Raw genomic sequence first — 26,823 nt, 5'->3', positions numbered from 1 at the left:
CGGAGACCGTCCAGTCATGCTACAGCCTCGCGAACTCAAGGGCCGCAATGCGATTTCCTATGCTCGCTGGTCCTCAGGCAAGCAGGCCCAGGGTGACAGCCTCGCCCGACAAACCAAGAACGCCGAGACCTTCTGTGCAATCCATGGATTAAGCCTCGACCGACAATTGGTCGACAATGGCGTGTCAGCCTTCAAGGGTGGAAACCTCGACCTTGAGGCCAGCCTTGGGCAGTTCATTGCAGATGTTAAGGCCGGGACCATCCCTAGCGATACGGTCCTCCTCTTGGAGAACCTCGACCGCTTCTCGCGCATTCATCCCATGGATGCCCAGCCAGTCCTCTCCGAACTCCTCAAGACCGGCCTTACCTTGGTGACCCTGCAAGACCAGCGAGTCCATACATACGACGACTACCGCGCAAACTTCGCTAGCCTCATGATGTCCCTCATGTCCATGCAGGCGGCCTATGAGTACAGCGCAAAGCTATCGCATCGGGTGGGCGAGGCATGGTCCCGCAAGGCGCAGAAGGCCCGTGAGGCAGTCGCCAGTGGTGCCGGGCGGGTCAAGGTCGCGAAGCTACCCTTTTGGATCGACCGGGAAACTTACGGCCTCAATGCCCGTGCCGACGACGCCCGGCTTATCTTCGAGCTTGCCAAGGAAGGTCACGGGCAGCAGGCCATTACAAAGCTACTGAACACTCGCGGCATCCCCTCACCCGGAGGGAACTCATGGGCTCAAGTAGTGGTGGGCGATGTCCTCCGCTCACCAGCCGCCTATGGGTGCCTTGTCCTTAAGGGCGAGGAGGTGCCGGGCTACTTCCCTGCCCTGATGACCGAGACCGAATGGCTGGCCACCCGTCAGCGCACCAAGGCCCGACAGCACAGCAGACAGGTAGGCCGCACATCAAACCTGTTCTCCCGTATGGTCCACTGTAGTCACTGCGGCTCCTCAATGGCCCTCACGTCCTCGAAAAAACGCGGTATGTCGTGGGGCTACTTCACCTGCACCGGGAAGACATTCAAGCGCACCGAATGTGCCGCACCCAACTGGCGATATGACCAGTTTGAGCGAGAGTTGATTGACCGCATTGGCTTCTTGGCTGTTCCTGTACCGCAGGACCAAGCGGCCCCCGATCTCGCAGGGAAACTTGAGGAGACCATAGGTGCCCTTGAGGCCAAGCAATCCAACGTCCTTGCCGGTATCGCCGAGGCTGAAACCGCCGATGTCCGCAAGGTCCTCTTGGGCAAGGCCGATGAACTAGCCCGCCAAATAGAGGCCAAGCGGCGGGAGATCGTGGCCATCCGCGAGAATGACGCGAGGTTCAGTGAGAGCGCGGCGGCTGTCATCGACTTCGAAATGGATCAGGATGAGATCAGGCGGCTGGCCAAGGAGGACCGAAAGGGAGCCCAAGGGCTGATCTCCAATCTTGTGGCTCGCATTGACCTTGAGAGCGACAGCAAGACCCTCAGGAGGGCTGTGGTCACCATGCGCAGCGGTCGTAGCCATGCGCTTGTTTTCGACGACACCGGAGAGCCGGGCTGATTACAGCGTCATAATGAGAGAGATAAAGGTCCGTGAGCATCTGCTAATCTAAAAACCCGCTCATAATGTACATAGAAGCCGAACATTAGCGATAACTTATGCAGGCAAACGATCACAGCCTCATAATGATACATGCGAACGGCCTCGCTCACGTTTCTCCACCCCTCTTCCCCTGTGTCCCCTGTTTTTGTCTCGGTGGTGCGTTCTGTATCGCCGGGGCGCCTCGACTACATCTTGCGTCCATTGATGTACCCATCACAACATCTAGGCCATCATGACCTATACCGCAGAGATTGCCGCTTCCCTCGAAGCCATGCGTTCCGCCCCTAAGGGCACCTCACTTGCCTCGAAGTTCTCGACCACCCGCATGGGGCACCAAAGCCGCCATGCCCCACTGCCTGTACGCTACACCCGGACAGCCCGAAAACTGGCTCACTATGGTGCCATGACCCCCGAGGGCTGCTCGGTGCGAGACCTCCAGCGAGCCCGCGACAACCACCGGCTCCATGTCGACGGGATCAAAGTCGTCCTTGGTACCCTCTGGTCCTTCCGGCTCATCGGGTGGCTCCCATCGGACACGAACTATCTGGAATACGACCAGATAGTCGAGATCGTAGCCAGCGGCACCCTCCGCCCTCGGGACACCCAAGACCTCATGCCCGAGTGGTTCACCCGCCGACATTCTGCCGGTGAACTAAAGGCCTTCCGTGACGCCAACGGCGCATAGCGTTTCCTTGAGTCTCCGAGCGGGCCTGAGAGGCGTTCGGGTTTTCCCAACTCCTGCACCGCCTCCTCCAATCAATCGACTCAGGACGGCCCTACCCCCGCAAGAAAGGCATCCCCATGAACATGCACATCACCGGCCTCAGCCGCCGTCGCAACTCTGTAATCGCAGCCGCCGCTGCCAAGCGTGACAGCGCCGAGTTCAATCACAAGGCGATCAAGGCGCTCGCAGCTAGAGGCATCGGTCGTCCTGCTGTCGCGGAACTCCTGGGGCTATCCGAGGGGACCGTCAGACGCCTTCAGTACACGCCGTCTCCTGCTTATGATGCGGAACTACGGGAGCGGAAAAACCATCGTGAGCCATCCACCCGCTTCCTGTCCGATGCCGATCTTGCGTGGGAGGTTTCGATGTGTGGAAGCCGTGGCGACATGCGGGCCGCCGTCCAAGACTTTCTAGCGGACTTGTCGAGCCGTCGCCTCACGCAAGGTGATGTGGCTGAGTTGCTGAGGATCTCGCAACAGGCAGTATCCAGGCACGTCAAGAGCTTGTCGAGATATGGTTACGTATCCAACACCAAAAAAGGCAATGAAAGCTGTAATAGACAATCAAATCAATTACATACTCTACAACATAGCTATATAGGGAAACTCAAGCCTCCCTTCTGGCGGTATAAGTCGGCAAACCCATAGATGAGACGGCTTCGCCGTTCATGGGATAAACGACCGTGCTGCCAGCTTCGCTTGGCGGGAGACAAGATTGATAGTCATCAATGATGATCATTCTAATTTGGTCTCCTCATTAATAGATAGCTCGGGGCCTATCGCTTGTCCCATGAACGGACGAAGTCCGTCCCATCATGGGTTTACCGATGGATATCCCGAGTTACACCACATCCCACCAAAGGACATCGCCATGTGCGATATCGGATTAATCCTCGGCCTCACCGCCGGGGCCGCAAGTGCTGCCAGCGAGGCAGCTACCGCGAGTAAGAAACAAGAGATCGCTCTCTCCAACTACCAGCTTGACCAAGCCGCCAATGAACGCGAGTTCATCGTGAAAACCAATGCCGCCAACAAGGACGGCTATCAGGCGACCCTCGAAGGGGATCGCGCGAAGTCCCTCGCGGTGGCCTCAGGCTCTGGCATGACCGGTAGCACCGCTGGCCTTCGAGTGGCCGAACAGTCCCGCCAGTCGGCATTGTCCATCGCCAATGCCAAGGACCAGCGAGAGGGTGCCGCAGCGAACTATGTGATGGCTGGCAAGTCCCAACAGATACAGACCCAGAATGCCATCAACAGCGTAAGGCCGAACCCGATGACATCCATGATGGATATCGCGACATCCGGCCTCAAGAACTACGGCGCTTTTCAGTAACCCCAAGGAACCCCTATGGCATCTCCCGTCACCCGGGGACACCCGCGCGACTGGCGTGTGGGCGTCCAATCTTCTGACCACGGCTACCAGTTGCGTTGCCGCCAAGTCCTCAACGAAACCCGACCCTGCGACTGTCCCGGCTGCACTCGCAATCGCTCCGGCGTCTCCCGCTACTGCGGACCCCACCGGGATGCCGCGAGTTCTCGGGGTGACCCACTTGCTCGCCTCCCCGCTCGAAACGAACTGGCCATCTTCAAAAAGGCCATGGGCATCTACATGCAAACGGACCCCAAGTTCGCCGCGCGTGTGGCGTTCGACCTGAGGTCCCTTGAGCGGCGCGTGTCCCTGCCGCAGTCGTTCTGCCTCGGCCCCGGCGACCTCCACCCGAAGCTCCCGCAGGTCGCCAAGGCCAAGGGCCTCCTGGCCAACTGGCAGCACAAGGAACAGCGGACCTATACCGAAGCTGTCGTCCACGCCGTTGCCCTGATCGGGTGGATGCAAGTCTACTTCCATGCTGGCCCTGCCGGGGGCCTCTGGGATAACCGCGAGCGGTTCCTTGAGACCCGTGCGGGTGCACTCATGGGGGACTTCCGCAAGACCATCGGCCCCGCCACGCTCATCAAGAAGGCCTCAGGGGCAACCCACAGGCGTCTCGGCCACGACCTCGTCCGCAACGCCCAACACATCTACGGCAAGGCCTTCTGGTCCTCGGCCGTCTCCACCAATGACGGTCAGCCTATGACCATCCTCGACTACACCAAGCGAGCCCTCAAGGCCGCTGCACTTCTCTGAAGGAAAATCACCCTATGTCCTACTCTTCCGATGACGGCATGATGCGTATGCCCAATCCGATCGACCCCCAATCTGGCTGGACCGATCGTTCCGACAACCCCGGCTATGCCAGCGGCTCCGCTCGCGGTCCTGCCCCCGAGGGCAAAGTGTTCATCCCCGGCATGAACACCTATGTCGACCTCGACATTGCTGAACAGCTTGGCCTCACCGGGCCTCAGGGGAACTCCAGTGCCCCGCCCCCTGCCGCCTTCGACCCCCGCGCCGTCCCAGCCGGTCACGACCCCTTCGAAGACATCGACATCGAGGAACTGTCCGAAGCGGACCTTGAGGCCCTCCAGCAGGAACTTGAGATCGAGACCGATCAGGAGCCCGGCCCCTCGGAAACCTTCGACGCGATTGCCGATTGCTTTGACCCTACCGCGTTTGACGATGGTCTCAACGCGATGGTTGCAACAGGCGACTTTGAGGACACCCTTGGGCGCCTGTCCGAGGCCACCGGCTTGGACGCCGCCACCGCCTCAAACTTGATTGAAACGACAGTGATGGAAACGGCTCCGGTTGCCTCCGAGTACATCGGTGGGGATCGCTGGGACGCTCTCGTTTACGCGGCCTCCCGTACCGATGACCCGTTCGCCCGGCGCATTGTGACCGATATGGTTGCTGGCAATCTGGACGGGTCGAGACTGGCGGGGGCCTATGACCTCTGGTTCCAGTCGCTGCCTGATGCCGAGTGATCTCAATGCTCGGCTACATCACTACAGCTTACACCCTCGCGGCCCTCACCGCGTGCCTTCTCGCCCTATTCCCCTTGTCCTAACTCACTGAAAGAAACTTTTCATGACCCCCGAAACTCTTATAGCTCTCCGCGCCGCCATTCAGGCCTTCAACGCCGATGCGGTCATTCAGTCTCGCTACGCACCTGTCTGCGCTGAGCTAGACCTCCTGCTCTCTTTAATCGACGTCGTCGAACGTGGCAGCCACGAAGGAGGCAACATCTGACTATGGCCAAGAAACCAGTGACCCGCGAGGAACTCCTCGCCCAACTCGAAACCCTCGACCACTCCACCGAAGTCGGCAAGCTCACGGCAGAGGTGTCTCGACTGACCGAGGAAAACGCCTCGCTGATCTCCCAACGTCGGGAGTTGGAGCGACAGCTTAAGCAGGAACGCGACACAGTTCAGACCATTCGTGACGCGCTGCGCACCGTGGACGTCCCGCAGCGCAGGTATGGCGATGATCGGCCAGGCTACACCGAGATGCAGGAAGCCGCTGCACGGTCTAGCCGTATGGCAATGGCCGAGGTCCAAGTGGGCATCCAGAGTGGCACCCATGATCCTGCAACGGGCTTGCCCTATACCGCCGACACCAAGCCGCAGCGCGTGTTGGCCGCAGGGGCACCCAAGGTGACCAAGTCTGAAATGGAAGCGTTCTTCCCCGCCCTCAGCGGCCCCGACGTGGACGTGACTGTCGCCGCCGACGAAATGCTTGAGAGTGAACTTGGTGAACTCAAGACGGCCTTGGCCATCGCCAGCGGCAGCTAAAGCCTATCGAAGTTTCCCGCGCTTCCTCCATTCCCGCTTTCGTATCTCACATCCGTTCTGATGGGATCAGGCAGGGGCGCGGGTTGCCTTCAGGTGCCCATGCGTTTTCGGCAGTCAGCGCATGGGCGCCAAGTGGTTGATCTATCGGTGGAAAGCTTTGGCCAGCTTCGCCCGCTTTCTCAGGATGTAGAAGGCCCTGAGAATGACCCCGTCATCCTCTTCCTCAGATGCAGACAACTTTTCCTCGAACTGCGCTTCCTCAACATGGAAATCCTCCGCCTTCGAAGGCATGTTGCCCCATCCCCAAGCACACGCGTCCCAATGGCTTTCGCAAGGGACGACGCGCTGCCCGATGACTTGGCCCTGTTTTCCAAAGAATACGATCTTAAAGTTCGTCATGATCTCGGCTTTCCAATGTATGGCTTGATTGCCGATGCCCATGTTTCACACATCAGACTAGGAATGAAGAGAGCTACCGTAGACGCTGCACTAGTGTGGAGAAACGACTACCGCAAAGGCTCTCTTGGACGTGAGCGTCAGCGTCTACATTCCTCTGCAACAAAGTTCCCACCCCCAAGCGGCCCCATTACTTGATACAGGGGCGGGTTGTCAGAAATAGTAAGTGACGGGTCCTTCAGAGTAATTTCAATCGCTTTTCCGACGGGCTTCCACCGAGGGACTTCTTTTTCTATTGCGGCGTTTGGTGCCAACTGGGAGTCCCACCAACAACACGGAGAGGCATCATCGATATGGAATATCGCGTAAATGCGCTGACCAGACATGTAGCCATCAACATAAAACGTCCCGTGCAGGTTGCCGCAGCCTGCACGTTCTGTCTCCGTCTTGATAAACTTTTCTCCGCACTGATATATAAGGTGCTGCGCCGCGCGTTCTGCCGCAAATACCCGATCGGTTTTTGTGTCCTTCCAGACCACACGATCAAGCGGACATTGTTCTGCGTATGCGATATTTAGTGCTGCGAGTAATGCAGTAAGGACAATGACAGGGCGCACGTTCCATCCCCAGTTTCAGCCCCCATGGGCGATACGCTCAGCACCGGGAGGCCGACAACCCGCTGCTCAATGTGTTGGCGAACAAGCTGCATAAGGCTTCACTGCATTGCAACGGGTAATTCAGACCCGCCCGTCGTTTCACCGCCCCCTACTCCATATCTGGCACATCGCCGCCTACAAAGATTGTCGTCGGGTCACCATACTCGCCTATTGCTGGGTTCGCTTCCCGCGACCATCGCGATCAAAGGCGGTTACTACAATGAGCTTGGGAGCCCTCTGCTGCGGAAGTGTACTCTCTGACATGTTGGTGCCTTTCCTCGGCCCGGTAGTCGATCTCACCGCGTCTTCGTCTGTGCCCCTCGACTGAACCCAAGCTAACCGCAGGAACCCATACAGCCACCTCGCGCTCCAATGAAGGGTTTTGTGACGACAAGCGCCCAAGCCCCCCGAAGATTGATGCAGGCCGAAGCGACGCATCCGAAATCGAGGAAGTAATCACATCCACGGGTGAATAACTTCAATACTTAGTGGCGCCGATGTGCAGAACCACTATATTAAAATCATTCGAGTCAACTGAGGGGGATGTGGTGACTCAACAGAAATTTCTTGAAGAGAATGCCGCCACGGTAGAATTGAAGCTGCCTCAGCTTGACTACGGCCCGATAAAGGTGGTGGTTGGCCAAGTCCGAGCCGTACTGAGGGCCGCTGAGACCGTCACGGCAACACAAGTCGGAGAAGTCGCCGTCTCGGCGCGGATTAAAGAGCCACTCTACGCGCTAGTGTCAGGTGAACGCGTTATCGTGACCACGAGACGGATGGCGCAGCGGCCGACAGAGGCGGATGGCCTCCTCTACAGAGCTATAGGTGGTGATCTTTTGTGGGTCAGTCACCGACTGGTTGACGACATTGAGGCTGATGCCGCTAATCGTGGTTGGCCCGCCGTGACCCAAGATCGCGCGCACCAATGGGCTGACCGATTCTTCTTTCGCACTGAGAGCCGTAGTCCTGACGGCTCAGTCGACGCAGAAAAGCGCGGCCTAAGATCTCCGCAAATCGGTGCCCTGCACGCCATCGGCGCTCATTGGAGCCTTAGCACGGCAACGGCAACTGTCATCATGCCGACTGGAACCGGCAAGACCGAAACTATGCTGTCGACGCTCGCGGCTTATGTCCGCACGCCGATGTTAGTAGTCGTGCCATCTGATGCTCTTCGCGCCCAGACGGCGAGGAAATTTCTGACCTTTGGTCTTCTGCGTTTTCTTCGGGTCTTGGCGCCAGATGCATTCAATCCGATTGTTGGCATAGTCACCAAGGTTCCAAAAACGGCGGACGCTCTCGAGATATTTGATCGCTGCAACGTAATTATTGGCACGATGGACTCGCTGGCCGACAGCGCTGCGGAGCCACTTTGGCCCGAGATCGTGAAGCGCGTGGGTGTGTTGGTAATCGACGAAGCGCACCATATTGGGGCGACGCGTTGGTCCCGTTTCCGCGAAGCTTTCGCAAGCAAGCCGATCCTGCAATTCACCGCTACGCCCTTCCGCCGCGACGGCAATGTGGTCGACGGCCAGGTGATCTACAGTTATCCGCTGCGCACTGCTCAAGCGGATGGCTACTTCAAGCCGATCACCTTTGAGCCGGTGTATGAAGCCGTGCCTGCACGCGCAGATGAGGCGATTGCAGAGACGGCGGTCGCCCGTTTGCGGGCCGACCTGCAGGATGGATGGAACCACCTGATGATGGCTCGGTGTGTCAGCATTGACCGAGCCAAAGCGGTACATGCGATCTATGCGAGGCGGGCACCGGAGTTGAGCCCGATGTTGGTGCACTCCGATTTGCCTGACGCCCCCCAGCGCATCGCCGATTTGCTAGCTGGAAAGAGCCGCATTGTCGTATGTGTGAACATGCTGGGCGAAGGGTTTGACCTGCCTCAGCTTAAGGTCGCAGCGATCCATGACCTTCATAAGAGCCTTGCGATCCTGCTGCAATTCACCGGTCGCTTTACCCGCACCGCTGCGAACGACATCGGCGATGCGACGGTGATTGCGAATATTGCTGAACCAAACGTATCAGTGGCGTTGGAACGACTCTACAGCGAAGACGCCGACTGGAACGAATTGCTTAGCGAGATGAGTTCCGAGGCTGCGAACGATCACGCCCGCCTGACGAAATTCCTCAACGAAGCGAAGCGCCTCGATCAGGATAGCGACGACGAGGATGTCGCTATTTCGCACAAACTTCTCCGTCCCACTCTCAGCACGCTAATTTACGAGTCGGAACAATGGACGCCGCGAAAGTTCCATGAAGGCCTCCCAGCCAGCCTTTCGCCCTATCGAGTGTGGCTGCATGAGCAGTCGAAGACCTTGTTTTTCGTCACGCGGTCAGAGCCGACAGTGAAATGGAGCCGGTCAAAGGCGGTCAAAGATCGAACTTGGACGCTTTTCATTCTGCACCATGACACGGCCCGTAAGCTGCTTTACCTGGCTTCGACCGATCACCAGACCAACTTCGATCCGCTAGCCATAAAGGTAGGTGCCTCGACGCCGCTTCGTGGCGACGTCATCTTTCGGTCAATGGGTCGTATCAACCGCCTTATCTTTCAAAATTTAGGACTGAAGAAGCATGGTCGCCGGAACTTGTCCTACGCGTCATACACAGGAGCGGAGGTCACGGAGGCGCTGAGCCAAGCTGAGAAGGCTGGATCGGTGAAGGCATTGTTGAGCGGCATCGGGTGGGAAAATGGCAAGCAGGTCACCATAGGATGTTCGGCGAAAGGGCGCGTCTGGTCACGCGAGCAGGGCTCGGTCCCGCGCTTCAATGAGTGGTGCGAGGTTGTGGGCGACAAGCTTATCGACATCGGAATTGATACCAGCAAATTGATCGACCACGTACTGTTGCCCACCGTGGTGACCGATCTGCCGGACGCAGAACTGCTCAGTATTGAGTGGCCGGTAGAAATGCTTCGTCAGGCGGAAGATCGGATTGAGTTCTCCACCGGAAAGAACACGGCATCGCAGACAACCTTTGAGCTGTCCATCGTCGGAATAGATCGACCCAATAATGCAATCGACTTTGAGCTGATTGAGGCTCTCACCGGATCGTGGGGAATGTTCCGATTCGCGCTGGGCGGCCCCAATACGTTCACCGTCGTCCAGACGTCAGGGGACCCTGTGACAGTGGAAGTCGGCCGCATCAGAGGGGAACTTGCGTGGTACCTCTCGGAGTATCCGCCCCTTTTCCGCTTTGTCGACCTCTCCGAGTTAGACGCCAATCTGCATATTGTCCCTCAGTCTCCCTACGATCTCAAGATCGATGATGCCCGTTTTGAAGCATGGGAATGGGGTGGGGTAGACATCACTAAAGAGTCAATGTGGAAGGGAGGCGTCCGTCGCGACGACTCTGTGCAGTGGCACGTGGCCAAGAAGTATATTGCTGACGGATTTGACGTGGTGTTTGACGACGACGCCAGTGGTGAAGCAGCCGACTTGGTCTGCCTGAGGGTCGAGGATGAGTTTATCAGGCTGGCGTTGATACACTGCAAGTTCTCTGGCGGCACTACCGCCGGTGAGCGTGTAAAGGACGTGGTCGAGGTCTCATCGCAGGCTGTAAGGTCGGTTCGCTGGGTGGGCAAATTCAATCAGCTTTGCCAGCACCTGAAGTCGCGTGATGAAGCGTTGAAAGAGGGAGCCCGCCCAACGCGCTTCTTGAAGGGGAAGGCAGCGGACCTTACGCGCATTATGAAATTGAATCGGTTTCAGCCCATCCGAGCGGAGATATTAATCGTGCAACCGGGACTTCCGAAGACGAAGCGGACGGACGGTCAGTCCGCCGTACTTGCCGCCGCGCTGACTTACCTAAAGGAGACCGTGGGAATCGATTTGCACATCATCTGCAGCCCGTGAAAGGCGTCCCGTAGTCATCCAAGCTACAACACGCTGACCGTTTGTGTTGGGCGGTCCTTTCGGCACCCTAATCTGCGCACCGGTCGTCTCCACGATCACAAGGGCGTCGTCAGGCGCTGGACGCTGTAAAAATTCGCGCTGAGCGTCAAGAGCATTGCGGTTAACTCGGCCAGGTTGGTTGAGATAGATGTCGATAGATGGTTCAAGGTTACTCAAGACGGTCCTGGAGCGTGCGGGCCTAACTACCCGAGATAGATCGATGTTCTTCCGAGTTCACTCCTGTGGGCATTTGAAGACATCGACGGTCACCGGGATGATGCATCTATCGGCTTTGCCCGACAGGCGATCATAGACGATTAGCTCTCGACCCGAGATGAGGGGCTGCCTACTGGACCCGAGTACGAGTATGGAGGCAGCGATAATGATTGCTCCCGCCGTTAGTATCTTTTCCATGGTTTCCCCTTCTAAGTATTTCGGTTTGCTTTTTCTACTTTCGCACAGCGTTTCGGAAGCGTATATGCTCTGCTCCAACAATGGGGAGAGACGTATATGGGATGGCGTGAAGATTTGATTGCACGACACACTGAGGCTATCGCCAATATGAGCGAAGGCGTCGAGTGGCTCGAATCCGGTAAGCAGCAGATGAACGACGTTGACTCAGATGGGAAGGCGACGAACATGAACGCCGACATCATCGCCCACTACAAGCGAGCGATTGAAGGTTTGAACCACGTTGTCGACAGGCTCAAGGCGGACATCGCCCACGACAAAGGGGCATAGTCCTCTTCCTGAAAGGCCTCAGTTTCCTGTGGCCCGTTCTTTCTGAGAGCTGAGCTTGTTTTCTGAAGAGGGGGGCTCGTTCCTGAGAGTGTGCGTTATGCACAAGAAAACATGCGTACCGTGCATTGACGTGCCTCCCGAATAGCGGCATTCGTAAACCAATCCGGTGCGGGAATTTCCGTTACGGATAAGGGTGCCGGTGGGAGACGCTGAGGTTTGGACGCCCAGCGTCCCCCTCCGACTAGCGCAGTGATCGCCACCTCCACTCGGTCTGGAATCGAGTATCATTGGCGCGGTTTCGACTGCACTATCTCCGGTGTAAGGCCACAAGTGACTCGATGACAAGAGTCCCAAGTGTTTGCACCACAGGTATTTTTAGTTTTCCCCAACCTGCCCTTAAGCTGGATTCTCCTGAGCGTACTTTTTCTTTCCAACAATCTTGGTTCCGCACCAGGGGCAGAAGCTGATGGTAATGCCGGTATCACGAGCAAAGCGCCCTTCATTGGTTACCGGCAACATATAAAAAGTGTTCGATTCCTCGCTGACGAAATTGCTGACAAAGATGAACTTCTCCTCGTCGACAGCATCCTTAAGCAGGTCGCAGCAGCTCGGTGCCACGTCCCAATCGAAGTTACCTCCGATGTGATCTTTGTTCTGATCGACGTCGATTCGGTTTGCCATATTTTTCCCTTCCCGCTTCGGGCGACATACGTGCGCGCGTCTAGGAATCGAGTCAAGGATCGTGGTCCTCGATATCCGGCATGAGGACCCCTTCCTCCCGAGCAGCCAACCTAAAGCACCTTCGGACCTCCTGAGTGGTCGCCTGATCAGCCAGTGCTGCCATGCAGACCCTCACGGCCAGGTTCCACTTAGGGCCACGCTTGGTCCACCCGAGGAGAACCTCGGATGCAGCCTCCACGCTCCCAACGTTGTAGCGGTGCCCCTCAGGGGTCCTCACGGGGACCTTGGGGCTGAACCAATGCTCTGCCATCTGTAAAGTGACCACCCAGGTTCTTGCGCTGCCACGACGGCCCGGCGGATTGCCTACACATCTGCGAAAGAGCAGAGTAATCCCAAAGCGAGGGACTCAATGGCGACGCTACCCAGCACCGAGACCATCGATATCACGAGTGGACTTAGGGACGCTCCCGTTCAAGGTGATTACACTCCGGGGTTCAGGAAGACGCGGTTCAAGTGTCCACGCTGTCCTGTGGTCTCTCTACAAACGTGGACCATCCCGTACAAGAAAGACTTCAAGATGGTCGGTGGAAGAAACGGGCATGTTGAGGAGATAATCGCGGACTTAGGGATTTCAAAGTGCGTAGCATGCGGAGGTCGTTCGCTTTGGTTCGAAGGAACGCTGGTTTACCCGAGCCACTCCGGTGATCATCCGATTCCCCAAGATCTTCCTCCTCAGCTTCAAAAGGATTTCGAGGAGGCTGCAGCGGTCGCTGACGCCAGTCCTAGGGCTGCGGCGGCTTTGCTTCGCATGTGCATCGAAGGCCTTTGCAAGTTTGTCACCCAGAAAGACAACTTCGACGATGCGGTTCATGAACTGGAAAAGCAGGGTGTTCCAAAGCAGATAACTGTAGCCATGGATGTGGTCAGAATGACCGGCAACGAGGTCTTACATGCTGCTCGCCTATACGGCTCAGATGACCCCGGGACCGTGGCGATTCTGTTCCGTCTAGCCAACTCTATCGTACAATGGGCGATCACTGAGCAGAAACAGCTCCAAGAACTCGTGACTCAGATCGGCCCCGAGCGGTTCGCAAAGAACGAAGCTGCAAGGTTGAGGAAAGCCGAGAAAGCCGCCCGTACGGGAAGCTAACCGATCACCACTTGATCTCAGGGCCTCGTGTGAGCCTGCGTTTCAGTTCGTTCGCATTGAGGAGAGCCGCAAGGTCCTCCGCGTACATCTTGTCCAGGCTCACCGCAGGGTGCCCCTCGGGGTCCGCTGGCCGTCCGGGGAGACGTCATACACCGTCCAACAGCCCTCGGCGTCCTCGCGGATGTCGTATCGCTGCGCCATGGTCCCGGACCTTTATGAGAAAAATTCGTATCCCCAAATGTTAGAGAGGGGTAGCCCCAGTCCCCCCGTGGGGGTCCACTCGGTGCGGGAGATACTTTAGCAATTTGTTTGACGGTGCCTTCGTCCGCACCAAATCACCCGGACCGAAGCCATGTTTCCAGCTATGCGCCCAACGCATTCCGTAAAATAAAAGCTAAGTCTGGCACAAGCTCTGATCGACCGCACCCTTACGACATGATGACGGGGCCTCGACGGGCCCCGTTTTCGTTTTGTCGACACATCCTGCGCCGGTGATGCTCGATACCCGCCGGCGGCTATCCAAACCGACGCCGGCGCCGTCGAAGCCCCGTCAACCATCTTGAACCGCAGATGAACGCCGGCATCAGAGCCGGTTCAGTTGCATCAGGGCATTCTCCGGCGTGTTGAAGGAGACCGACCCAATGCTTGCTCGCCGCTTCACCATCGTCTGCCTGCTGGTGAGCCTGTTTGGAATGTTCTTCGCCATCCTCGTCGCCGAAGCGGGCCGTCCGGCCCGCGCCTGGGACGAAGCCAGTTCCAGAACCTGCCGCCTCGCCTGCCCCACCCATCTTCGCAACTGAACAAAGAAACCAAGACCTCGAAAAGAAAAGCTGAAACACCATGAACCGCATCGCCGCCAACACTCTCAAGACCCTTCGGCTTCTGCCGCGGGCGGCGCTTATCCTGACGGTTCTGGCCGCTCCGGTTCTGGCCGTGCCGATGATGCGCTCCGATGCCGGCTCGACGATCGACGCACCAGCCCTGAAGAAGTCCGGCGTCGGCTTTGTGCTCCTGGTCAGCCTGCAGCGCGGTTGAAGAAAAACGGCGCTTTGGCCGCCTTCGGTCGCGACACCCCTCCCAAGTGCCGATCCAAGTCTCTATATTGAGCCATGGAAAAGCGAATCTACCCACAAGCCATCGAATCTGTCGTCATGCCGGAGCCTTTTGGCCGGCAAAGCTTTGATAGCGCCGAAAAGGCCGTCAAGGCACTGCAGGCGCTTTACGACCGCAACACCAAGTTCCTGCGCGACTCCTTCGCAGAGCTGGCGGCAGCAGGCGGCGACAATGGCAAGCGCTACCGGGCCTTCTATCCGGAGATCGGCGTCACCACCAACTCATTCACCCAGATCGACTCGCGCCAGGCCTATGGCCATATGCCGACGCCTGGGCATTTTTCCACCACCATCACCCAGCCGGGCCTGTTCGAAAGCTACCTCGTCGAGCAGTTGCGCCTGATCATGCGCAATCATGGGGTTGCGGTCACGGTGTCGGAATCGACCACACCCATCCCGCTGCATTTCGCCTTCCTTGAAGGCACCCATGTCGACGGCGCGACGGCGGAGCGCATCAAGCGGCCGATCCGCGACCTGTTCGACGTGCCGGATCTCGATGGCACCGACGACCAGATCGCCAACGGCACCTTCGAAGTCGCCTTCGGCGAGCCGAGGCCCCTGGCCCCTTTCACGGCGCAGCGCATTGATTATTCGCTGCACCGGCTGTCGCACTATACGGCGACCACGCCGCAGCATTTCCAGAACTTCGTGCTGTTCACCAATTATCAGTTCTACATCGACGAATTCGTCGCCCGCGCCCGCGACCTGATGGCCAATGGCGGCGGCGGATACACGGAGTTCGTCGAGCCGGGCAATGTCATCACCAAGGGCGGGCAAAGCGCGCCCAGTGAAGGCGTCGCAGTTCCCCGCCTGCCACAGATGCCGGCCTATCATCTGAAGAAATCGGGACATGGCGGCATCACCATGGTGAATATCGGCGTCGGGCCTTCCAACGCCAAGACCATCACCGACCATATTGCGGTGCTGAGGCCGCATGCCTGGGTGATGCTCGGCCACTGTGCCGGCCTGCGCAACACCCAAGCGCTGGGCGACTATGTGCTGGCGCATGCCTATGTGCGCGAGGACCATGTGCTGGACGACGATCTTCCGGTCTGGGTGCCGATCCCGCCGCTGGCCGAGATCCAGGTGGCGTTGCAGGAAGCCGTCGCCGAAGTCACCGGCCTTACCGGCTACGACCTGAAGCGCATCATGCGCACGGGCACCGTCGCCACCATCGACAATCGCAACTGGGAACTGCGCGACCAGCGTGGCCCGGTCCAGCGTCTGTCGCAATCTCGCGCCATCGCACTCGACATGGAATCGGCGACCATCGCCGCCAATGGCTTCCGCTTCCGCGTTCCCTACGGCACGCTGCTGTGCGTTTCGGACAAACCGCTGCATGGCGAGTTGAAGCTGCCCGGCATGGCGACCGAATTCTACAAGCGCCAGGTGGCGCAGCACCTGACCATCGGCATCAGGGCGATGGAGAAGCTCGCGGAAATGCCGATGGAGCGGTTGCATTCGCGCAAGCTCAGAAGTTTTTCGGAAACGGCGTTCCAGTAGGCCGATACCACGCATCGCGTAGGCATTTCTCATCTTGATTGGGCCGCATTTCTGCCGATAAGCAGGCGGCATGGAGAGAGCGAGCTTCGGGACATTGCTGATTTCGGTTGCATTCCTGGCAATGCTGGCCTGTTCGATCGCGCTGGTGGCCGGGTTTTTCGGAACGCTGCATCCCGCCTTCGATTCCTTCTCGCATTTCCGCGTCCACCTTGCCGTGCTGATGGCGCTTTGCGCACTGCCGCTGCTGGCCACGACATTTCGCCTGCAGGCGGCCGTGGCACTGCTTTTTGCCGTGGCGGCCTTCGCCACCACTTCCGGGTCGCTGTCCTTCTCCCGCCTGTGGCCGGTTCAGGCCGCCTATGAAGCCAAGAACGAAGACCGGGCGATCTACAAGCTGCTGCAGATGAACCTGCGCTACGACAATCCAACGCCGAAGAAGGTGCTGTCGCTGATCGGCCGGACCAGTCCCGACGTGATCACCCTGGACGAGGTATCGGCGATGTGGGCGACCGAGCTTGGCTATATCAGCAGCGCCTATCCATACCGGATCCTCTGTCCCTATCCCAACGGCATATTCGGCGTCGCGCTGCTTTCGCGGCGGCCCTTTGCCGCCGGCACCGAGGCGCGTTGCGAAAGGCGCGGCGCCATGGCGACAGCGACCGTCGACTTCGGCCGCATCGACGTCGATGTCGCGGCGATCCATCTCAGCTGGCCGTGGCCACGCGAGCAGTACTGGCAGATCGGCGAGTTGACGGAGCCGCTTTCCGCGCTCGGCGGGACGGCCATCATGGCAGGCGACTGCAATGCCGCGCCGTGGAGTGCCGCCGTGCGGCGGGTCGCGGCGCTTGGCGGGCTGACCGTGATGCCTTCCGCCGGCCCGACCTGGATCCACATCAAGCTGCCGGACTTGCTGCGGCGCTTCGCCGGCCTGCCGATCGACCAGGTTTTCAGCAAGGGCGGTGTGACCATCCATTCCGCGACACGGCTGGAAGACACCGGCTCGGATCACCTTCCGGTCATGGTGGAGTTCTCGCTCAGGCCGAACCAGCAAAAGCCGCTCGATGAACATGAAACCGCGACCGCGGCCATTGTTCAGACCGGCAAGACGCCAGGCTGATGGATCAGGGCCTGACCAAAGCGATGACGAGATGCTGGACATGGCCGCCGTCGCGATGCTCGCGCGCATCGAAAGCGAGCTGCTTGGCCTCATATGCGGCATTGGTGGCCTTGATACGTCGCTGTGCCTCGCGACGTGTCTTGTAGCAGAACCGGTCGTCGGCAATCCTGAGGCCGGAGATCGATCTTTCCGTGGCCCGCATCATCTCCCTGGCGATGCGGCCATGGGTTTCCTCATGGGCGCGGACGCCGGCGAAGAACCGCGTCCAGCGCTTCCGGAGCGTCGGAGTGGTGGCCGAGGCGACACGCGGAAACGTATAGAAGAGATTGAGCGTGCCGTTGGCACGCCGCAAGCGGCAAACGCCATTGTCCTGGCTGGTGTCAAGGTCCCAGTCCACCGCGTAGCCGGTCAGCGCGATGGCATGCGTCATGAAGCCGTGCTTCGGCCCCTTGCGGTCCATAGCCTGCATCAGCGCCAGCCCCGTGTTCCCGGTGATGTCGTAGGTCCGCGTCTTGACCACCACCCTGGTGCCGGCCGAGGCCGCCGAAGCCAAACCGAACAGCGCACCGATCGCCACAAGGCATGCCAGAACCGCCAGGCGCATTGGCCATCTCCTTATCGTCAAGGAATGGAACCATAAGCGCGCGGCAGTTTCAACAGTCCTAATGTTTCACATGCCACGGGAGACCCCGAGCCGTCGTCGGGGTCTTTGCACGCTGTGGCCGGCGCGGGCCTACATGCCCTGGTAGACCGGGCCTTCTCCGCCTTGCGGCGGCACCCAGTTGATGTTCTGGTTCGGGTCCTTGATGTCGCATGTCTTGCAGTGGACGCAGTTCTGCGCGTTGATGACGAAGCGCACATCCTTGGCCGTGGGATCGGCGGCGGCATTGCCATCCTTGTCGACCCACTCGTAAACCCCGGCCGGACAGTAGCGCGTCGAGGGGCCCGCAAAGACATCGTGCTCGGACCGCTTCTGCAGTTCCATGTCGCCGACAAGCAGGTGGACCGGCTCGTTTTCCTCGTGATTGGTGTTGGACAGGAACACCGAGGACAGCCTGTCGAAGGTCAGCACGCCATCGGGCTTCGGATAGGCGATCTTCTTGTGCTGGGCGGCAGGCTCGAGCGTCGCATAGTCGGCCTTGCCATGCTTCAGCGTGCCGAAGGGCGAGACACCGAACAGCGTGTTCAGCCACATGTCGAGGCCGCCGAGGCCGACACCGACGATGGTGCCGAAGCGCGACCACAGCGGCTTGACGTTGCGCACCTTCTTCAAATCCTTGCCGATGTCGGTCGCGCGCCAGGCTTCCTCGTAGGAAGCGAGTTCGTCGTTGGCGCGCCCGGCACCGATCGCCTCTGCGACATGCTCGGCCGCCAGCATGCCGGACAGCACGGCATTGTGCGAGCCCTTGATGCGCGGCACGTTGACGAAGCCCGCCGCACATCCCATCAGCGCACCACCGGGAAAGGAGAGTTTCGGCACCGACTGCCAGCCGCCCTCGGTGATGGCGCGCGCGCCATAGCCGAGGCGCTTGGCGCCGTCGAAAGTCCCGCTGATCGCCGGATGGGTCTTGAAGCGCTGGAATTCCTCGAACGGCGACAGATAGGGGTTCTTGTAATTGAGGTGGAGGACGAAGCCGACCGCCACCTGATTGTCCTCGAGGTGGTAGAGGAACGAGCCGCCGCCGGTCTTCAAGTCAAGCGGCCAGCCGAAGGAATGCTGGACCAAGCCCGGCCGGTGGTTCTCCGGCTTGACCTGCCAGAGTTCCTTCAGGCCGATGCCATATTTGCCCGGTTCGCGGCCATCGGAAAGCTTGTATCTGGCGATCAGCTGCTTGGCGAGCGAGCCGCGAGCGCCCTCCCCGATCAGCACATATTTGCCCATCAGCGCCATGCCGGGTGCGAAACCCGGACCGTGCGTTCCGTCCTTCTCGATGCCCATGTCGCCGCTGACGACGCCGGTGACGGCGCCTTGCTCATTGTAGAGCAGGCCGACAGCGGCAAAGCCCGGATAGATCTCGACGCCGAGCGCCTCGGCCTTGGTCGCCAGCCAGCGGCAGACATTGCCGAGCGAGACGATGTAGTTGCCGTGATTGTTCATCAGCGGCGGCATCAGCATGTTGGGCAGGCGAAACGAGCCGGCAGGACCAAGGACCAGGAAATGGTCTGATGTGACCGGCGTCTTGAAGGGATGGCCGTCCTCATCGCGCCAGCCCGGCAAGAGCCGGTCGATGCCGATCGGATCGACAACGGCGCCGGAGAGGATATGGGCGCCGACCTCACCGCCCTTCTCCAGGACGACGACCGAAAGCTCGGGATTGACCTGCTTGAGGCGGATGGCAGCGGCGAGGCCCGCCGGTCCGGCGCCGACGATAACCACGTCGAATTCCATGCTTTCGCGTTCGATGTCGCTCATCAACCCCTCCGCACTGGCTTATCCCATTCGGGTATCTTGCTGGCTCCCGCGCTGCATAGCGCATCAATTGACGACAGGAAACCGGCGCATACGTGACAATGCCGTTTTGGCCAAAAAGTCGCGCATTGCGAGGCTGGAAGACTGCTTTTCGCCCGGCATTGCCTGCGAAGCGCGCGTTTTTAATTGTTCGACGGCTTGCTTATCGGCCATACTTCACGCCATGCGCATTCCTGGGCCAGCCGGCTTTTCATCGACGCGCTTTCTTTTCCCGCCCGGCCGGATCCGCCGGGCGCTCCTTTTGGCCCTTCTGATGCTGGCGCCGCATCACGCTGCCGCCGACGAAGTGAAGGTCTGGGCGGCAGGCGCCTACTCCTTCTCCGACGAGCTTGGCGGCTTTCGCATCACCGGCGCCTCGGGCATCGGGACGAAGGACGATCCGTTCGTCATCACCGAAGAGCTGAATTCGTCAACGCCGGTGACGCTGACGATCCGCACGACAAAGCCGATCCAGGCCTTCGGCAAGGCCGGCGAATTCGCCAACGGCATGATGTATATGCGCATCGAGGTGCTCAACAACAGCGGCCAGGCCTGGGTCGAATTCCAGTTCGAATTGCAGGAGATCCTGAATCGGCCGAGCGTGTTCGGCGACGGGCTTTCCTTCGACCAGCGCAACAAGACGCCGGACAATATTTTGTCGAGCAATTTCGCCGATTTCGATCGCGATTTCGAACCCTATGACCGGCTGCTGTTCCGGAATGGCAAGGTCGACCCGTTGAAAACCGCCAGGTTCGAATTCCTGATGACCGACTACACGCCGCGCTGGACCTTCTATCTGGTGCAGGATCCGCGCATACCGACGGGGTGAAATATGCCGATATCTAAGCGATGCCGGCACGCGAACGGTGGCTCCCTGCGCTCCCGGCTGCGGCAAAGATGCGGGCGCCGCTGCGGGAATATTCGACTGTGATCGCCAACTAGTTGGCCGTCTCCGGATCAACGCCAAGCGAGGCGAAACGCTGGGCAAGCAGGTTGGTCAGCGGCGTTGAGGTCGATCAGCCCCGAATCCCCTGCAGCCGCGTGACAACGGTCAGATCGCTGATCACGTAGGACACCGCTTCGAAATTCGGCTGCACCTCGATCTCGGCGCTACCGCTCGACAGACGCGTGGCCAGCACATTGGAAGGCGCGGGCCGGAGGGTGTGATTCCGATCCATTCGCTGAGAGACGCCCGTGGCGGTAGGGGCGGGTATTACATGTCGGCTATTTCAAGAGTTTTAAACATAAAACTAATACTGCCACGACCTCGCCCCCGGCCAGAGCTGCCGCCCCCAAGATTAAGATTAATATTTGCCAAAATCAATTCGCCTATGAGATTTGTGCTCATGTCTCCTATTCTTACTCCTTCCAAATCAATAACGTCTATGAAATACGCGGTTGCCCCTCCAAATATTAAGCTGCACGGTCTCTTAACATATCCACAGCTGCCTTCGTAATTCCAATTCATATCCGGTGTAACCAGCTTCGCAGTCTGACTATCGAAATCGATATTTATTCGGTCCAAACTAACATCGTGGAATGAAAAGGAATTTATGAAATCCTCTGGTTTGTCGATTTTCTCCGTTGCCATTACAATATCCGATCTGTGTAAGTGCAGACACCCGCACACTTGTCTTTTACTCCGAATCTCAGCCTGCCACCAGCGCGCCGCCCAAGTATGCGGTGAGAGTGCACTATTTCCTTTGACCGCTGTCCAGCAATTCCGTTGTTCGACTCATGTTTGGAACGCATACATTCGGTGAAGGTGCGCATTCCGGGTCCACTCTTGATGCATGGACACGTGGGATAAAAGTGCACGCCTTCCTGATGACCGACTATACGCCCAGATGGACCTTCTATCTGGTGCAGGATCCGCGCATACCGACGGGGTGGAGCAAGAGGCCAGCCTTGCAAATTGCCGCCACGCGGACGAATGTGAATCCATGACTGCTGCTTCCCCAAACAACAGACCTGATATTGCCGACCTGCTGGCCTTTTATGCCAGCGCGGGCGTCGACGAGGCGCTTGAAGACCAGCCGGTGAACCGGTTTGCCGAGGTTGCGCCAAAGCCGGCGGAGCGCGCGCCGACCGCGGCGCCTGCGGGCGGCACCGCCGCACAGCAGCGTTCGACAAATCGCCCCGAAGGGGGCGACAGGCCAAATGCGCCACCTGTTTTGCGCGCACCGTCGGCCACGGTTCCCGACGAAATTCAGGCAGCACTTGCCCGCCAATTGGCAACGACGGCAACAACGCTTGACGAGCTTCGCCAGCACATGGCGGCGTTCGACGGCTGCAATCTCAAGGCCACCGCCAAGGACCTGGTGTTCGCCGACGGCAACCCGGAAGCCGCCGTCATGCTGGTCGGCGAGGCACCCGGCCGCGACGAGGACATCGAGGGCCTGCCCTTCGTCGGCCGATCGGGCCGGCTGCTCGACCGCATGCTGGCGGCGATCGGGCTCGACCGCACTTCGGTCTATATCGCCAATGTCATTCCGTGGCGGCCGCCGGGCAATCGCACGCCGACGCCGCACGAAACCGAGATCTGCCGGCCATTCATCGAGCGGCAGATCGAACTGGTCAATCCGAAGGTGCTGATCAACCTTGGCGGTCCGTCGGCAAAAACCCTGCTCAATACGAGTGAAGGCATCCTGCGGCTGCGCGGCAACTGGCGCGTCCACACGACGGCATCCGGCATCGCCATTCCGGCAATGCCGACGCTGCACCCGGCCTATCTCTTGCGAACGCCCGCGCACAAGAAGCTGGCGTGGCGGGATTTTCTCGAGGTGAAGGCAAAGCTGCGGGAAGTTGGCTGAGGCTTGGCGAGTAGCCAATCTCCGACATGGATGCCGTACCGATAACCTCCGAGGTAATTGAAATACGTCTGCTCTCGACCTAATCATGCCTCATGACAACACCCCAAACGTCCGCCGGCAGCCTCATTCGCGAATGGCGCACCCGCCGCCGCATGTCGCAGCTCGACCTCGCCATGGAGGCCGAGATCTCGCAGCGGCATCTGAGCTTCGTCGAAAGCGGCCGCGCCGCGCCCTCGCGCGACATGGTGCTGCATCTGGCCGAGCAATTGTCGATACCGCTGAGGCAACGCAATCAATTGCTGCTCGCCGCCGGTTTTGCGCCCAGCTTCGGCGAACGCTCCCTGACCGACACGACGCTGGCGCCGGCGATGGCGGCCGTCGAGATCGTCCTCAAAGGCCACGAGCCTTTCCCGGCACTCGCCGTCGACCGCCACTGGAACCTGGTTTCGGCCAATGCCGCCATTGCACCCTTCCTTGACGATGTCAGCGAGGCTTCGCTGCTGACGCCGCCGGTCAACGTGCTTCGCCTCAGCCTGCATCCCGGCGGCATCGCACCGCGCATCGTCAACCTTCAGGAATGGCGAACGCATCTGCTCGAGCGCCTGAAACACCAGAACGACGCGAGCGGTGACCCTGTGCTGGTCGAATTGGAGCGCGAATTGCGCAGTTACCCGTCCGGCTTGAAAGGCAGCCGGCCGGTGTCCGTCGAGCCGAATGCCATCGTGCATCCGCTCAGGCTGGCGCATGGCGATCAGGTGCTGTCGTTCATCAGCACCATCACTGTCTTCGGCACGCCGCTCGACGTGACGCTTTCGGAACTGGCGATCGAATCGTTTTTCCCCGCCGATGAACAGACGAGGACAGTGCTGGTTCGGTTGGCGAAGGAGCGAGCCGAGCTGTCGTAATCACCCTTCAGGCAAAGACGCCTTGCGCGTGCGGGTGCGCTCCAGGCCAAGCTGGCGTTCGCGCCAGATGATGAAGATGCCGGCGGCGACGACGATCAGGCCGCCGACAAGCATATGGAGCGTGGCGACGTCGCCGAAGACGAGATAGCCGACGACGACGCCGAGGATCATCGAGGTGTATTCGAACGGCGCCACCACCGAGGCCTCGGCATGGCGATAGGCCGCCGTCATCAGGATCTGGCCGAGGCCGCCGCAGAAGCCGGCGGCAACAAGGAGAGCTGCCTGGAGCGGCGTCAGCGCCTGCCAGCCGAATGGCAGCGACAGCAGCGACATGACGCTTGCCGTCACCGAAAACCACAGCACGATGGTCGCTGTGCGCTCGCTTTGCACGAGATTGCGCACCAAGAGCATGGCGACGGCCGAGATCGCCGCCGCGACAAGAGCGGCCATGACGCCAAGCACTTCCTGATCGTCGAGCGCCTCGTCGGAACTCAGCAGCGTCAGTTCCGGCCAGGAGATGATCAGCACGCCGACCAGGCCGACCGCGACCGCGCTCCAGCGATAGACACGGATGGCCTCGCCGAGGAAGATCGAGCTGAACACCACCACCAGCAGCGGCTGCGCGTAGTTCAGCGTGATCGCTTCCGGCAGCGGCAGCCGGGTCAACGCAAAAAAGCCGAGCCCCATGGCGCAGACGCCGACAAGGCCGCGGGCGATGTGGTTGAACGGACGCCTGGTGGTGAAGGCAGTGCCGAGTTCTTTCCTGAAGGCCAGGAAGGCGATGATCGGGAAGATGGCGAAGAAAGAGCGGAAGAAGACAATCTGGCCGGCCGGAACCGTGCCTGCGGCTTTGATGCAGGTCTGCATTCCGACGAAGACCGCCACCGACACGATCTTGAGCATGATGCCGGTAAGCGTGTCGTGCCCGCCGGCATCATCGCCGGCTGTGGCCGAGGGGCTGCCGGGGCCTGCTCTCACGCTCCCGACGCTTCCCGGATCGTCGTCCAGATACGCGCCGGCGTTGCCGGCATGTCGATGTGCTTGACGCCATAAGCGCGCCAGAGCGCGTCGGTCACCGCATTGAGTGCCGCAGGCGTCGAGCCGATGGTGCCGGCCTCGCCCGCGCCCTTGATGCCGAGTGCATTGGTGGTCGAAGGCACGTTGCGGGTCTCGAAATGGAAGAACGGGAAATTGTCGGCGCGCGGCATGGCGTAATCCATGAAGCTCGCCGTCAAAAGCTGTCCATCCTCGCCATAGATAGTGTCCTCGGTCAGTGCCTGGCCGATACCTTGCACGACGCCGCCATGCACCTGGCCGGCGAGCAGGATCGGGTTCACGGTGACGCCGAAATCGTCGACGATGGTGTAGCGGACGATCTCGGTCGCGCCGGTGTCGGGATCGATCTCGACCTCGCAGATATGGGTGCCGTTGGGATAGGTGCATTCGTCCTGCACGAACTCGCCAAAGCCCTTGAGATCGTCTGATGTCTTGGCGGCCTTGGCGATAGCGGAAAAATCGATCGAGCGATCGGTGCCGACGATGCGGGCAACACCATCAGACAGCTCAATGTCGCCGGCAGAAGCCTCCAGTTCGTCGGCTGCGATGCGCTTGATCTTGTTGGCCAGATCCTCGCCCGCGCGGGAAGCCGATACACCCCCCAGCGGAATGGAGCGCGAGCCGCCAGTGCCACCGCCGGCCTTCAATTCGTCGGTGTCGCCCTGGCGGACATGGATCTTGTCGATGTCGAGATTGAGCTTTTCCGACAGGAACTGTGCATAGGCGGTGGCGTGCCCCTGCCCGTTGGTCTGGGTGCCGATCTTCAGCGTCACCGTGCCATCGCCATTGAGTTCGACGAAGGCCGGTTCGGAGCCCGGAAAGGCACAGGCCTCGATATAGGTCGCCATGCCGAGACCGCGGATTTTTCCGCCGGCCTTCGATTGCGCCAGCCGCTCCGGAAACGCTTTCCATTCGGATTGCTCAATGGCGCGCTCCATATGGCCTTCGAATTCACCGGTGTCGTAGAGGCGGCCGGTTTGCGTCCGATAGGGAAATTGCTCCGGCCGGATGAAGTTGCGGCGGCGGATCTCCTCGACAGGCAGGCCGAGATCGTGGGCGCAGGCATCGACCAGCTTTTCCAGCAGGAAGGCTGCTTCCGGTCGGCCGGCACCGCGATAGGCATCGACCGGGCAGGTGTTGGTGTAGAGGCCGGTCACCGAGACGTCGAGCGCCTGGATATCATAGACACCGGTCGACATGGTGACGCCGATATAGGGGATGAACGGACCGTATTGCGAGATATAGGCGCCGATGTTGGCGAGCAGGTCCACCTTCATGCCGAGAAAGCGGCCGTCCTTGTCCAGCGCCATTTCGGCCGTGACGAAATTGTCGCGCCCTTGCGCGTCGGTCAGGAAGTGTTCCGTGCGGTCGCCGGCCCATTTCACCGGGCGGCCAAGCCGCTTTGCCGCTTCCAGCACCAGCGGATATTCGCGGTAGACGAAGCTCTTCGGCCCGAAACCACCGCCGACATCAGGCGTGATGACGCGCAGCTGGTCTTTCTTGATCTTGAACACGCTGGCCAGGATATACTGCATGGAGTGCACGCCTTGCGACCCGGTGGTCAGCACGAAGCGCTTCTCCTCGACGTTCCATTCGCCGATCGCGGAGCGCGGCTCCATGTAGTTGCACACCAGCCGGTTGTTGACGAACTCGATGCGGGTGACATGGGCGGCCTTGGCGAAAGCCGCTTCGGTCTTTTTCTTGTCGCCCATGTGGTAGCTGAAGGCGCGGTTGGAACCAAGCTCCGGCCAGACCAGCGGCGTGCCTTCGGCAAGTGCATTTGCCGTCCCCGAGGCCGCGTCTTCGCCGTCATAGTCGACATCGATCAGTTCGGCGGCATCCTGCGCCAAGGCTCGGCTGTCGGCGACGACGAAGGCAACGGCATCGCCGACATAGTTGACGCGGTCGCGGCACAGGATCGGGATGTCGCGCGTCGGAGCCTTGGTGCCGTCCGGCTGTTCCTGCATGACGCCGGATTTCAGATCGCCGAGATGGGCAAGATCCTTGCCGGTCAGCACCAGATGGACGCCAGGTGCCGCCTTCGCCGCCTCGGTCGAACCGATGGTGAAGCTGGCCTTGGCGACCGGCGAGCGCAGGACATAGCCATGCAGGACGCCAGCCGGCTGGATGTCGTCGGTATAGCGGCCCTGGCCCTGGATGAAGGCGGCATCCTCGCGCCGCAGCACGGATGCGCCCATGCCGAATTTCGGTGTGACGACGGTCATGGATGCCTCGTGATGATGACAGGAGAAGGAACGCCTGAAATAGGCATTGCCTCAGTTTTGTCGAGGGGCGGTTTCGTGTAAAGAGCGCGGACTTCAAATTTCTTGGACCAGCGGACACAATCCGCCGCCAACGCAATCGACAGGAA

29 protein-coding genes are annotated in these 26,823 nt (G+C 59.8%); 18 read left to right on the top strand and 11 right to left on the bottom strand.

Going from position 1 to position 26,823, the window contains the following annotated elements:
• Positions 1 to 16 precede the first annotated feature (16 nt).
• From NKI69_RS15550 to NKI69_RS15515, 8 genes are all read left to right on the top strand, one after another.
• Positions 17 to 1,540 (top strand): recombinase family protein, encoded by a 1,524-nt coding sequence (locus NKI69_RS15550; RefSeq protein ID WP_352721902.1) that lies wholly within the window; start codon positions 17 to 19, stop codon positions 1,538 to 1,540.
• A 274-nt stretch (positions 1,541 to 1,814) separates the two neighbouring features.
• A complete protein-coding gene (locus NKI69_RS15545; RefSeq protein WP_352721900.1) occupies positions 1,815 to 2,267 on the top strand; it encodes a hypothetical protein in 453 nt (150 codons plus the stop codon).
• A 116-nt stretch (positions 2,268 to 2,383) separates the two neighbouring features.
• The gene (locus tag NKI69_RS15540) at positions 2,384 to 2,953 is read left to right on the top strand and encodes a winged helix-turn-helix domain-containing protein (protein WP_352721898.1); all 570 of its coding nucleotides are present in this window, start codon (positions 2,384 to 2,386) and stop codon (positions 2,951 to 2,953) included.
• A gap of 223 nt (positions 2,954 to 3,176) precedes the next feature.
• Positions 3,177 to 3,638 carry a hypothetical protein gene (locus tag NKI69_RS15535; protein ID WP_352721896.1) on the top strand — a complete coding sequence of 154 codons (462 nt, stop codon included), beginning with the start codon at positions 3,177 to 3,179 and terminating at the stop codon, positions 3,636 to 3,638.
• Between the two features lie 264 nt (positions 3,639 to 3,902).
• Positions 3,903 to 4,430 carry a hypothetical protein gene (locus tag NKI69_RS15530; RefSeq protein WP_352721894.1) on the top strand — a complete coding sequence of 176 codons (528 nt, stop codon included), beginning with the start codon at positions 3,903 to 3,905 and terminating at the stop codon, positions 4,428 to 4,430.
• A gap of 14 nt (positions 4,431 to 4,444) precedes the next feature.
• A complete protein-coding gene (locus tag NKI69_RS15525) occupies positions 4,445 to 5,164 on the top strand; it encodes a hypothetical protein (RefSeq protein ID WP_352721892.1) in 720 nt (239 codons plus the stop codon).
• 103 nt (positions 5,165 to 5,267) lie between these two features.
• Positions 5,268 to 5,429, top strand: coding sequence for a hypothetical protein (locus tag NKI69_RS15520; RefSeq protein WP_352721890.1), 162 nt, complete (start codon positions 5,268 to 5,270; stop codon positions 5,427 to 5,429).
• Between the two features lie 2 nt (positions 5,430 to 5,431).
• Positions 5,432 to 5,971: a cell division protein ZapB gene (locus NKI69_RS15515; RefSeq protein ID WP_352721888.1), complete on the top strand. Its 540-nt coding sequence runs from the start codon at positions 5,432 to 5,434 to the stop codon at positions 5,969 to 5,971.
• 141 nt (positions 5,972 to 6,112) lie between these two features.
• Here the strand turns inward: NKI69_RS15515 and NKI69_RS15510 are convergent, their stop codons facing one another.
• On the bottom strand, positions 6,113 to 6,412 hold the full coding sequence (locus tag NKI69_RS15510) for a hypothetical protein (protein ID WP_352721886.1): 300 nt from the start codon (positions 6,410 to 6,412) through the stop codon (positions 6,113 to 6,115).
• A 95-nt stretch (positions 6,413 to 6,507) separates the two neighbouring features.
• Positions 6,508 to 6,984: a hypothetical protein gene (locus tag NKI69_RS15505; protein WP_352721884.1), complete on the bottom strand. Its 477-nt coding sequence runs from the start codon at positions 6,982 to 6,984 to the stop codon at positions 6,508 to 6,510.
• Positions 6,985 to 7,571: 587 nt separating this feature from the next.
• Here NKI69_RS15505 and NKI69_RS15500 point away from each other — a divergent pair.
• Entirely contained in the window at positions 7,572 to 10,886 is a 3,315-nt protein-coding gene (locus NKI69_RS15500; protein ID WP_352721882.1) for a DEAD/DEAH box helicase, read from the top strand.
• A 549-nt stretch (positions 10,887 to 11,435) separates the two neighbouring features.
• A complete protein-coding gene (locus tag NKI69_RS15495; RefSeq protein ID WP_352721880.1) occupies positions 11,436 to 11,666 on the top strand; it encodes a hypothetical protein in 231 nt (76 codons plus the stop codon).
• Between the two features lie 396 nt (positions 11,667 to 12,062).
• Here the strand turns inward: NKI69_RS15495 and NKI69_RS15490 are convergent, their stop codons facing one another.
• Both NKI69_RS15490 and NKI69_RS15485 read right to left on the bottom strand, forming a co-directional pair.
• Entirely contained in the window at positions 12,063 to 12,347 is a 285-nt protein-coding gene (locus NKI69_RS15490; RefSeq protein WP_352721878.1) for a hypothetical protein, read from the bottom strand.
• Between the two features lie 52 nt (positions 12,348 to 12,399).
• Positions 12,400 to 12,657: a DUF982 domain-containing protein gene (locus tag NKI69_RS15485; RefSeq protein WP_352721876.1), complete on the bottom strand. Its 258-nt coding sequence runs from the start codon at positions 12,655 to 12,657 to the stop codon at positions 12,400 to 12,402.
• A 99-nt stretch (positions 12,658 to 12,756) separates the two neighbouring features.
• Here NKI69_RS15485 and NKI69_RS15480 point away from each other — a divergent pair, with 99 nt between their 5' ends.
• From NKI69_RS15480 to NKI69_RS15460, 5 genes are all read left to right on the top strand, one after another.
• Entirely contained in the window at positions 12,757 to 13,497 is a 741-nt protein-coding gene (locus NKI69_RS15480) for a DUF4145 domain-containing protein (protein ID WP_352721874.1), read from the top strand.
• 641 nt (positions 13,498 to 14,138) lie between these two features.
• Positions 14,139 to 14,297 carry a hypothetical protein gene (locus NKI69_RS15475; protein WP_023812838.1) on the top strand — a complete coding sequence of 53 codons (159 nt, stop codon included), beginning with the start codon at positions 14,139 to 14,141 and terminating at the stop codon, positions 14,295 to 14,297.
• Positions 14,298 to 14,337: 40 nt separating this feature from the next.
• A complete protein-coding gene (locus NKI69_RS15470) occupies positions 14,338 to 14,532 on the top strand; it encodes a hypothetical protein (RefSeq protein WP_023812837.1) in 195 nt (64 codons plus the stop codon).
• Positions 14,533 to 14,648: 116 nt separating this feature from the next.
• Complete coding sequence (locus NKI69_RS15465) at positions 14,649 to 16,112, top strand: AMP nucleosidase (protein WP_245273264.1); 1,464 nt, start codon at positions 14,649 to 14,651, stop codon at positions 16,110 to 16,112.
• Between the two features lie 70 nt (positions 16,113 to 16,182).
• A complete protein-coding gene (locus NKI69_RS15460; protein WP_352721871.1) occupies positions 16,183 to 17,229 on the top strand; it encodes an endonuclease/exonuclease/phosphatase family protein in 1,047 nt (348 codons plus the stop codon).
• Between the two features lie 4 nt (positions 17,230 to 17,233).
• On the opposite strand, the gene NKI69_RS15455 is transcribed toward NKI69_RS15460, so the two are convergent.
• The 3 genes from NKI69_RS15455 to NKI69_RS15445 all read right to left on the bottom strand — a co-directional run bounded on the left by NKI69_RS15455 (position 17,234) and on the right by NKI69_RS15445 (position 19,852).
• Positions 17,234 to 17,833 (bottom strand): DUF922 domain-containing protein, encoded by a 600-nt coding sequence (locus NKI69_RS15455; RefSeq protein WP_023812834.1) that lies wholly within the window; start codon positions 17,831 to 17,833, stop codon positions 17,234 to 17,236.
• 129 nt (positions 17,834 to 17,962) lie between these two features.
• Positions 17,963 to 19,642, bottom strand: coding sequence for an electron transfer flavoprotein-ubiquinone oxidoreductase (locus tag NKI69_RS15450; RefSeq protein ID WP_352721869.1), 1,680 nt, complete (start codon positions 19,640 to 19,642; stop codon positions 17,963 to 17,965).
• A 63-nt stretch (positions 19,643 to 19,705) separates the two neighbouring features.
• Entirely contained in the window at positions 19,706 to 19,852 is a 147-nt protein-coding gene (locus tag NKI69_RS15445; RefSeq protein ID WP_155930595.1) for a hypothetical protein, read from the bottom strand.
• Positions 19,853 to 19,862: 10 nt separating this feature from the next.
• On the opposite strand from NKI69_RS15445, the gene NKI69_RS15440 reads away from it, so the two are divergent.
• Positions 19,863 to 20,507 (top strand): hypothetical protein, encoded by a 645-nt coding sequence (locus NKI69_RS15440; protein WP_023812832.1) that lies wholly within the window; start codon positions 19,863 to 19,865, stop codon positions 20,505 to 20,507.
• A 187-nt stretch (positions 20,508 to 20,694) separates the two neighbouring features.
• On the opposite strand, the gene NKI69_RS15435 is transcribed toward NKI69_RS15440, so the two are convergent.
• Together NKI69_RS15435 and NKI69_RS15430 are read right to left on the bottom strand one after the other, a co-directional pair.
• Positions 20,695 to 20,856 (bottom strand): hypothetical protein, encoded by a 162-nt coding sequence (locus NKI69_RS15435; RefSeq protein WP_155930594.1) that lies wholly within the window; start codon positions 20,854 to 20,856, stop codon positions 20,695 to 20,697.
• Between the two features lie 35 nt (positions 20,857 to 20,891).
• Positions 20,892 to 21,269 (bottom strand): hypothetical protein, encoded by a 378-nt coding sequence (locus NKI69_RS15430; protein ID WP_023812829.1) that lies wholly within the window; start codon positions 21,267 to 21,269, stop codon positions 20,892 to 20,894.
• A 352-nt stretch (positions 21,270 to 21,621) separates the two neighbouring features.
• Here NKI69_RS15430 and NKI69_RS15425 point away from each other — a divergent pair, with 352 nt between their 5' ends.
• Complete coding sequence (locus tag NKI69_RS15425; protein WP_023812828.1) at positions 21,622 to 22,491, top strand: uracil-DNA glycosylase; 870 nt, start codon at positions 21,622 to 21,624, stop codon at positions 22,489 to 22,491.
• Positions 22,492 to 22,583: 92 nt separating this feature from the next.
• Entirely contained in the window at positions 22,584 to 23,396 is an 813-nt protein-coding gene (locus NKI69_RS15420; RefSeq protein WP_023812827.1) for a helix-turn-helix domain-containing protein, read from the top strand.
• Here the strand turns inward: NKI69_RS15420 and NKI69_RS15415 are convergent, their stop codons facing one another.
• Both NKI69_RS15415 and NKI69_RS15410 read right to left on the bottom strand, forming a co-directional pair.
• Positions 23,397 to 24,299: a DMT family transporter gene (locus tag NKI69_RS15415; RefSeq protein WP_245273271.1), complete on the bottom strand. Its 903-nt coding sequence runs from the start codon at positions 24,297 to 24,299 to the stop codon at positions 23,397 to 23,399.
• A gap of 71 nt (positions 24,300 to 24,370) precedes the next feature.
• The gene (locus tag NKI69_RS15410) at positions 24,371 to 26,677 is read right to left on the bottom strand and encodes a xanthine dehydrogenase family protein molybdopterin-binding subunit (protein ID WP_352721866.1); all 2,307 of its coding nucleotides are present in this window, start codon (positions 26,675 to 26,677) and stop codon (positions 24,371 to 24,373) included.
• Positions 26,678 to 26,823: the final 146 nt, after the last annotated feature.

The organism is Mesorhizobium sp. M0491, from assembly GCF_040321265.1.
Lineage (GTDB): Bacteria > Pseudomonadota > Alphaproteobacteria > Rhizobiales > Rhizobiaceae > Mesorhizobium.
Note: the sequence above shows the minus strand (reverse complement) of the source record. Positions and strands in the feature narration are given on the sequence as shown.

What these genes read in the sequence shown, in the direction of transcription:
- NKI69_RS15550 (WP_352721902.1), top strand. Translation starts at nt 17, where the DNA reads ATGCTACAGCCTCGCGAACTCAAGGGCCGCAATGCGATTTCCTATGCT.
- NKI69_RS15545 (WP_352721900.1), top strand. Translation starts at nt 1,815, where the DNA reads ATGACCTATACCGCAGAGATTGCCGCTTCCCTCGAAGCCATGCGTTCC.
- NKI69_RS15540 (WP_352721898.1), top strand. Translation starts at nt 2,384, where the DNA reads ATGAACATGCACATCACCGGCCTCAGCCGCCGTCGCAACTCTGTAATC.
- NKI69_RS15535 (WP_352721896.1), top strand. Translation starts at nt 3,177, where the DNA reads ATGTGCGATATCGGATTAATCCTCGGCCTCACCGCCGGGGCCGCAAGT.
- NKI69_RS15530 (WP_352721894.1), top strand. Translation starts at nt 3,903, where the DNA reads ATGGGCATCTACATGCAAACGGACCCCAAGTTCGCCGCGCGTGTGGCG.
- NKI69_RS15525 (WP_352721892.1), top strand. Translation starts at nt 4,445, where the DNA reads ATGTCCTACTCTTCCGATGACGGCATGATGCGTATGCCCAATCCGATC.
- NKI69_RS15520 (WP_352721890.1), top strand. Translation starts at nt 5,268, where the DNA reads ATGACCCCCGAAACTCTTATAGCTCTCCGCGCCGCCATTCAGGCCTTC.
- NKI69_RS15515 (WP_352721888.1), top strand. Translation starts at nt 5,432, where the DNA reads ATGGCCAAGAAACCAGTGACCCGCGAGGAACTCCTCGCCCAACTCGAA.
- NKI69_RS15510 (WP_352721886.1), bottom strand. Translation starts at nt 6,412, where the DNA reads ATGGGCATCGGCAATCAAGCCATACATTGGAAAGCCGAGATCATGACG.
- NKI69_RS15495 (WP_352721880.1), top strand. Translation starts at nt 11,436, where the DNA reads ATGGGATGGCGTGAAGATTTGATTGCACGACACACTGAGGCTATCGCC.
- NKI69_RS15490 (WP_352721878.1), bottom strand. Translation starts at nt 12,347, where the DNA reads ATGGCAAACCGAATCGACGTCGATCAGAACAAAGATCACATCGGAGGT.
- NKI69_RS15485 (WP_352721876.1), bottom strand. Translation starts at nt 12,657, where the DNA reads ATGGCAGAGCATTGGTTCAGCCCCAAGGTCCCCGTGAGGACCCCTGAG.
- NKI69_RS15480 (WP_352721874.1), top strand. Translation starts at nt 12,757, where the DNA reads ATGGCGACGCTACCCAGCACCGAGACCATCGATATCACGAGTGGACTT.
- NKI69_RS15475 (WP_023812838.1), top strand. Translation starts at nt 14,139, where the DNA reads ATGCTTGCTCGCCGCTTCACCATCGTCTGCCTGCTGGTGAGCCTGTTT.
- NKI69_RS15470 (WP_023812837.1), top strand. Translation starts at nt 14,338, where the DNA reads ATGAACCGCATCGCCGCCAACACTCTCAAGACCCTTCGGCTTCTGCCG.
- NKI69_RS15465 (WP_245273264.1), top strand. Translation starts at nt 14,649, where the DNA reads ATGCCGGAGCCTTTTGGCCGGCAAAGCTTTGATAGCGCCGAAAAGGCC.
- NKI69_RS15460 (WP_352721871.1), top strand. Translation starts at nt 16,183, where the DNA reads ATGGAGAGAGCGAGCTTCGGGACATTGCTGATTTCGGTTGCATTCCTG.
- NKI69_RS15455 (WP_023812834.1), bottom strand. Translation starts at nt 17,833, where the DNA reads ATGCGCCTGGCGGTTCTGGCATGCCTTGTGGCGATCGGTGCGCTGTTC.
- NKI69_RS15450 (WP_352721869.1), bottom strand. Translation starts at nt 19,642, where the DNA reads ATGAGCGACATCGAACGCGAAAGCATGGAATTCGACGTGGTTATCGTC.
- NKI69_RS15445 (WP_155930595.1), bottom strand. Translation starts at nt 19,852, where the DNA reads ATGGCCGATAAGCAAGCCGTCGAACAATTAAAAACGCGCGCTTCGCAG.
- NKI69_RS15440 (WP_023812832.1), top strand. Translation starts at nt 19,863, where the DNA reads ATGCGCATTCCTGGGCCAGCCGGCTTTTCATCGACGCGCTTTCTTTTC.
- NKI69_RS15435 (WP_155930594.1), bottom strand. Translation starts at nt 20,856, where the DNA reads ATGGATCGGAATCACACCCTCCGGCCCGCGCCTTCCAATGTGCTGGCC.
- NKI69_RS15430 (WP_023812829.1), bottom strand. Translation starts at nt 21,269, where the DNA reads ATGGCAACGGAGAAAATCGACAAACCAGAGGATTTCATAAATTCCTTT.
- NKI69_RS15425 (WP_023812828.1), top strand. Translation starts at nt 21,622, where the DNA reads ATGACTGCTGCTTCCCCAAACAACAGACCTGATATTGCCGACCTGCTG.
- NKI69_RS15420 (WP_023812827.1), top strand. Translation starts at nt 22,584, where the DNA reads ATGACAACACCCCAAACGTCCGCCGGCAGCCTCATTCGCGAATGGCGC.
- NKI69_RS15415 (WP_245273271.1), bottom strand. Translation starts at nt 24,299, where the DNA reads ATGCTCAAGATCGTGTCGGTGGCGGTCTTCGTCGGAATGCAGACCTGC.
- NKI69_RS15410 (WP_352721866.1), bottom strand. Translation starts at nt 26,677, where the DNA reads ATGACCGTCGTCACACCGAAATTCGGCATGGGCGCATCCGTGCTGCGG.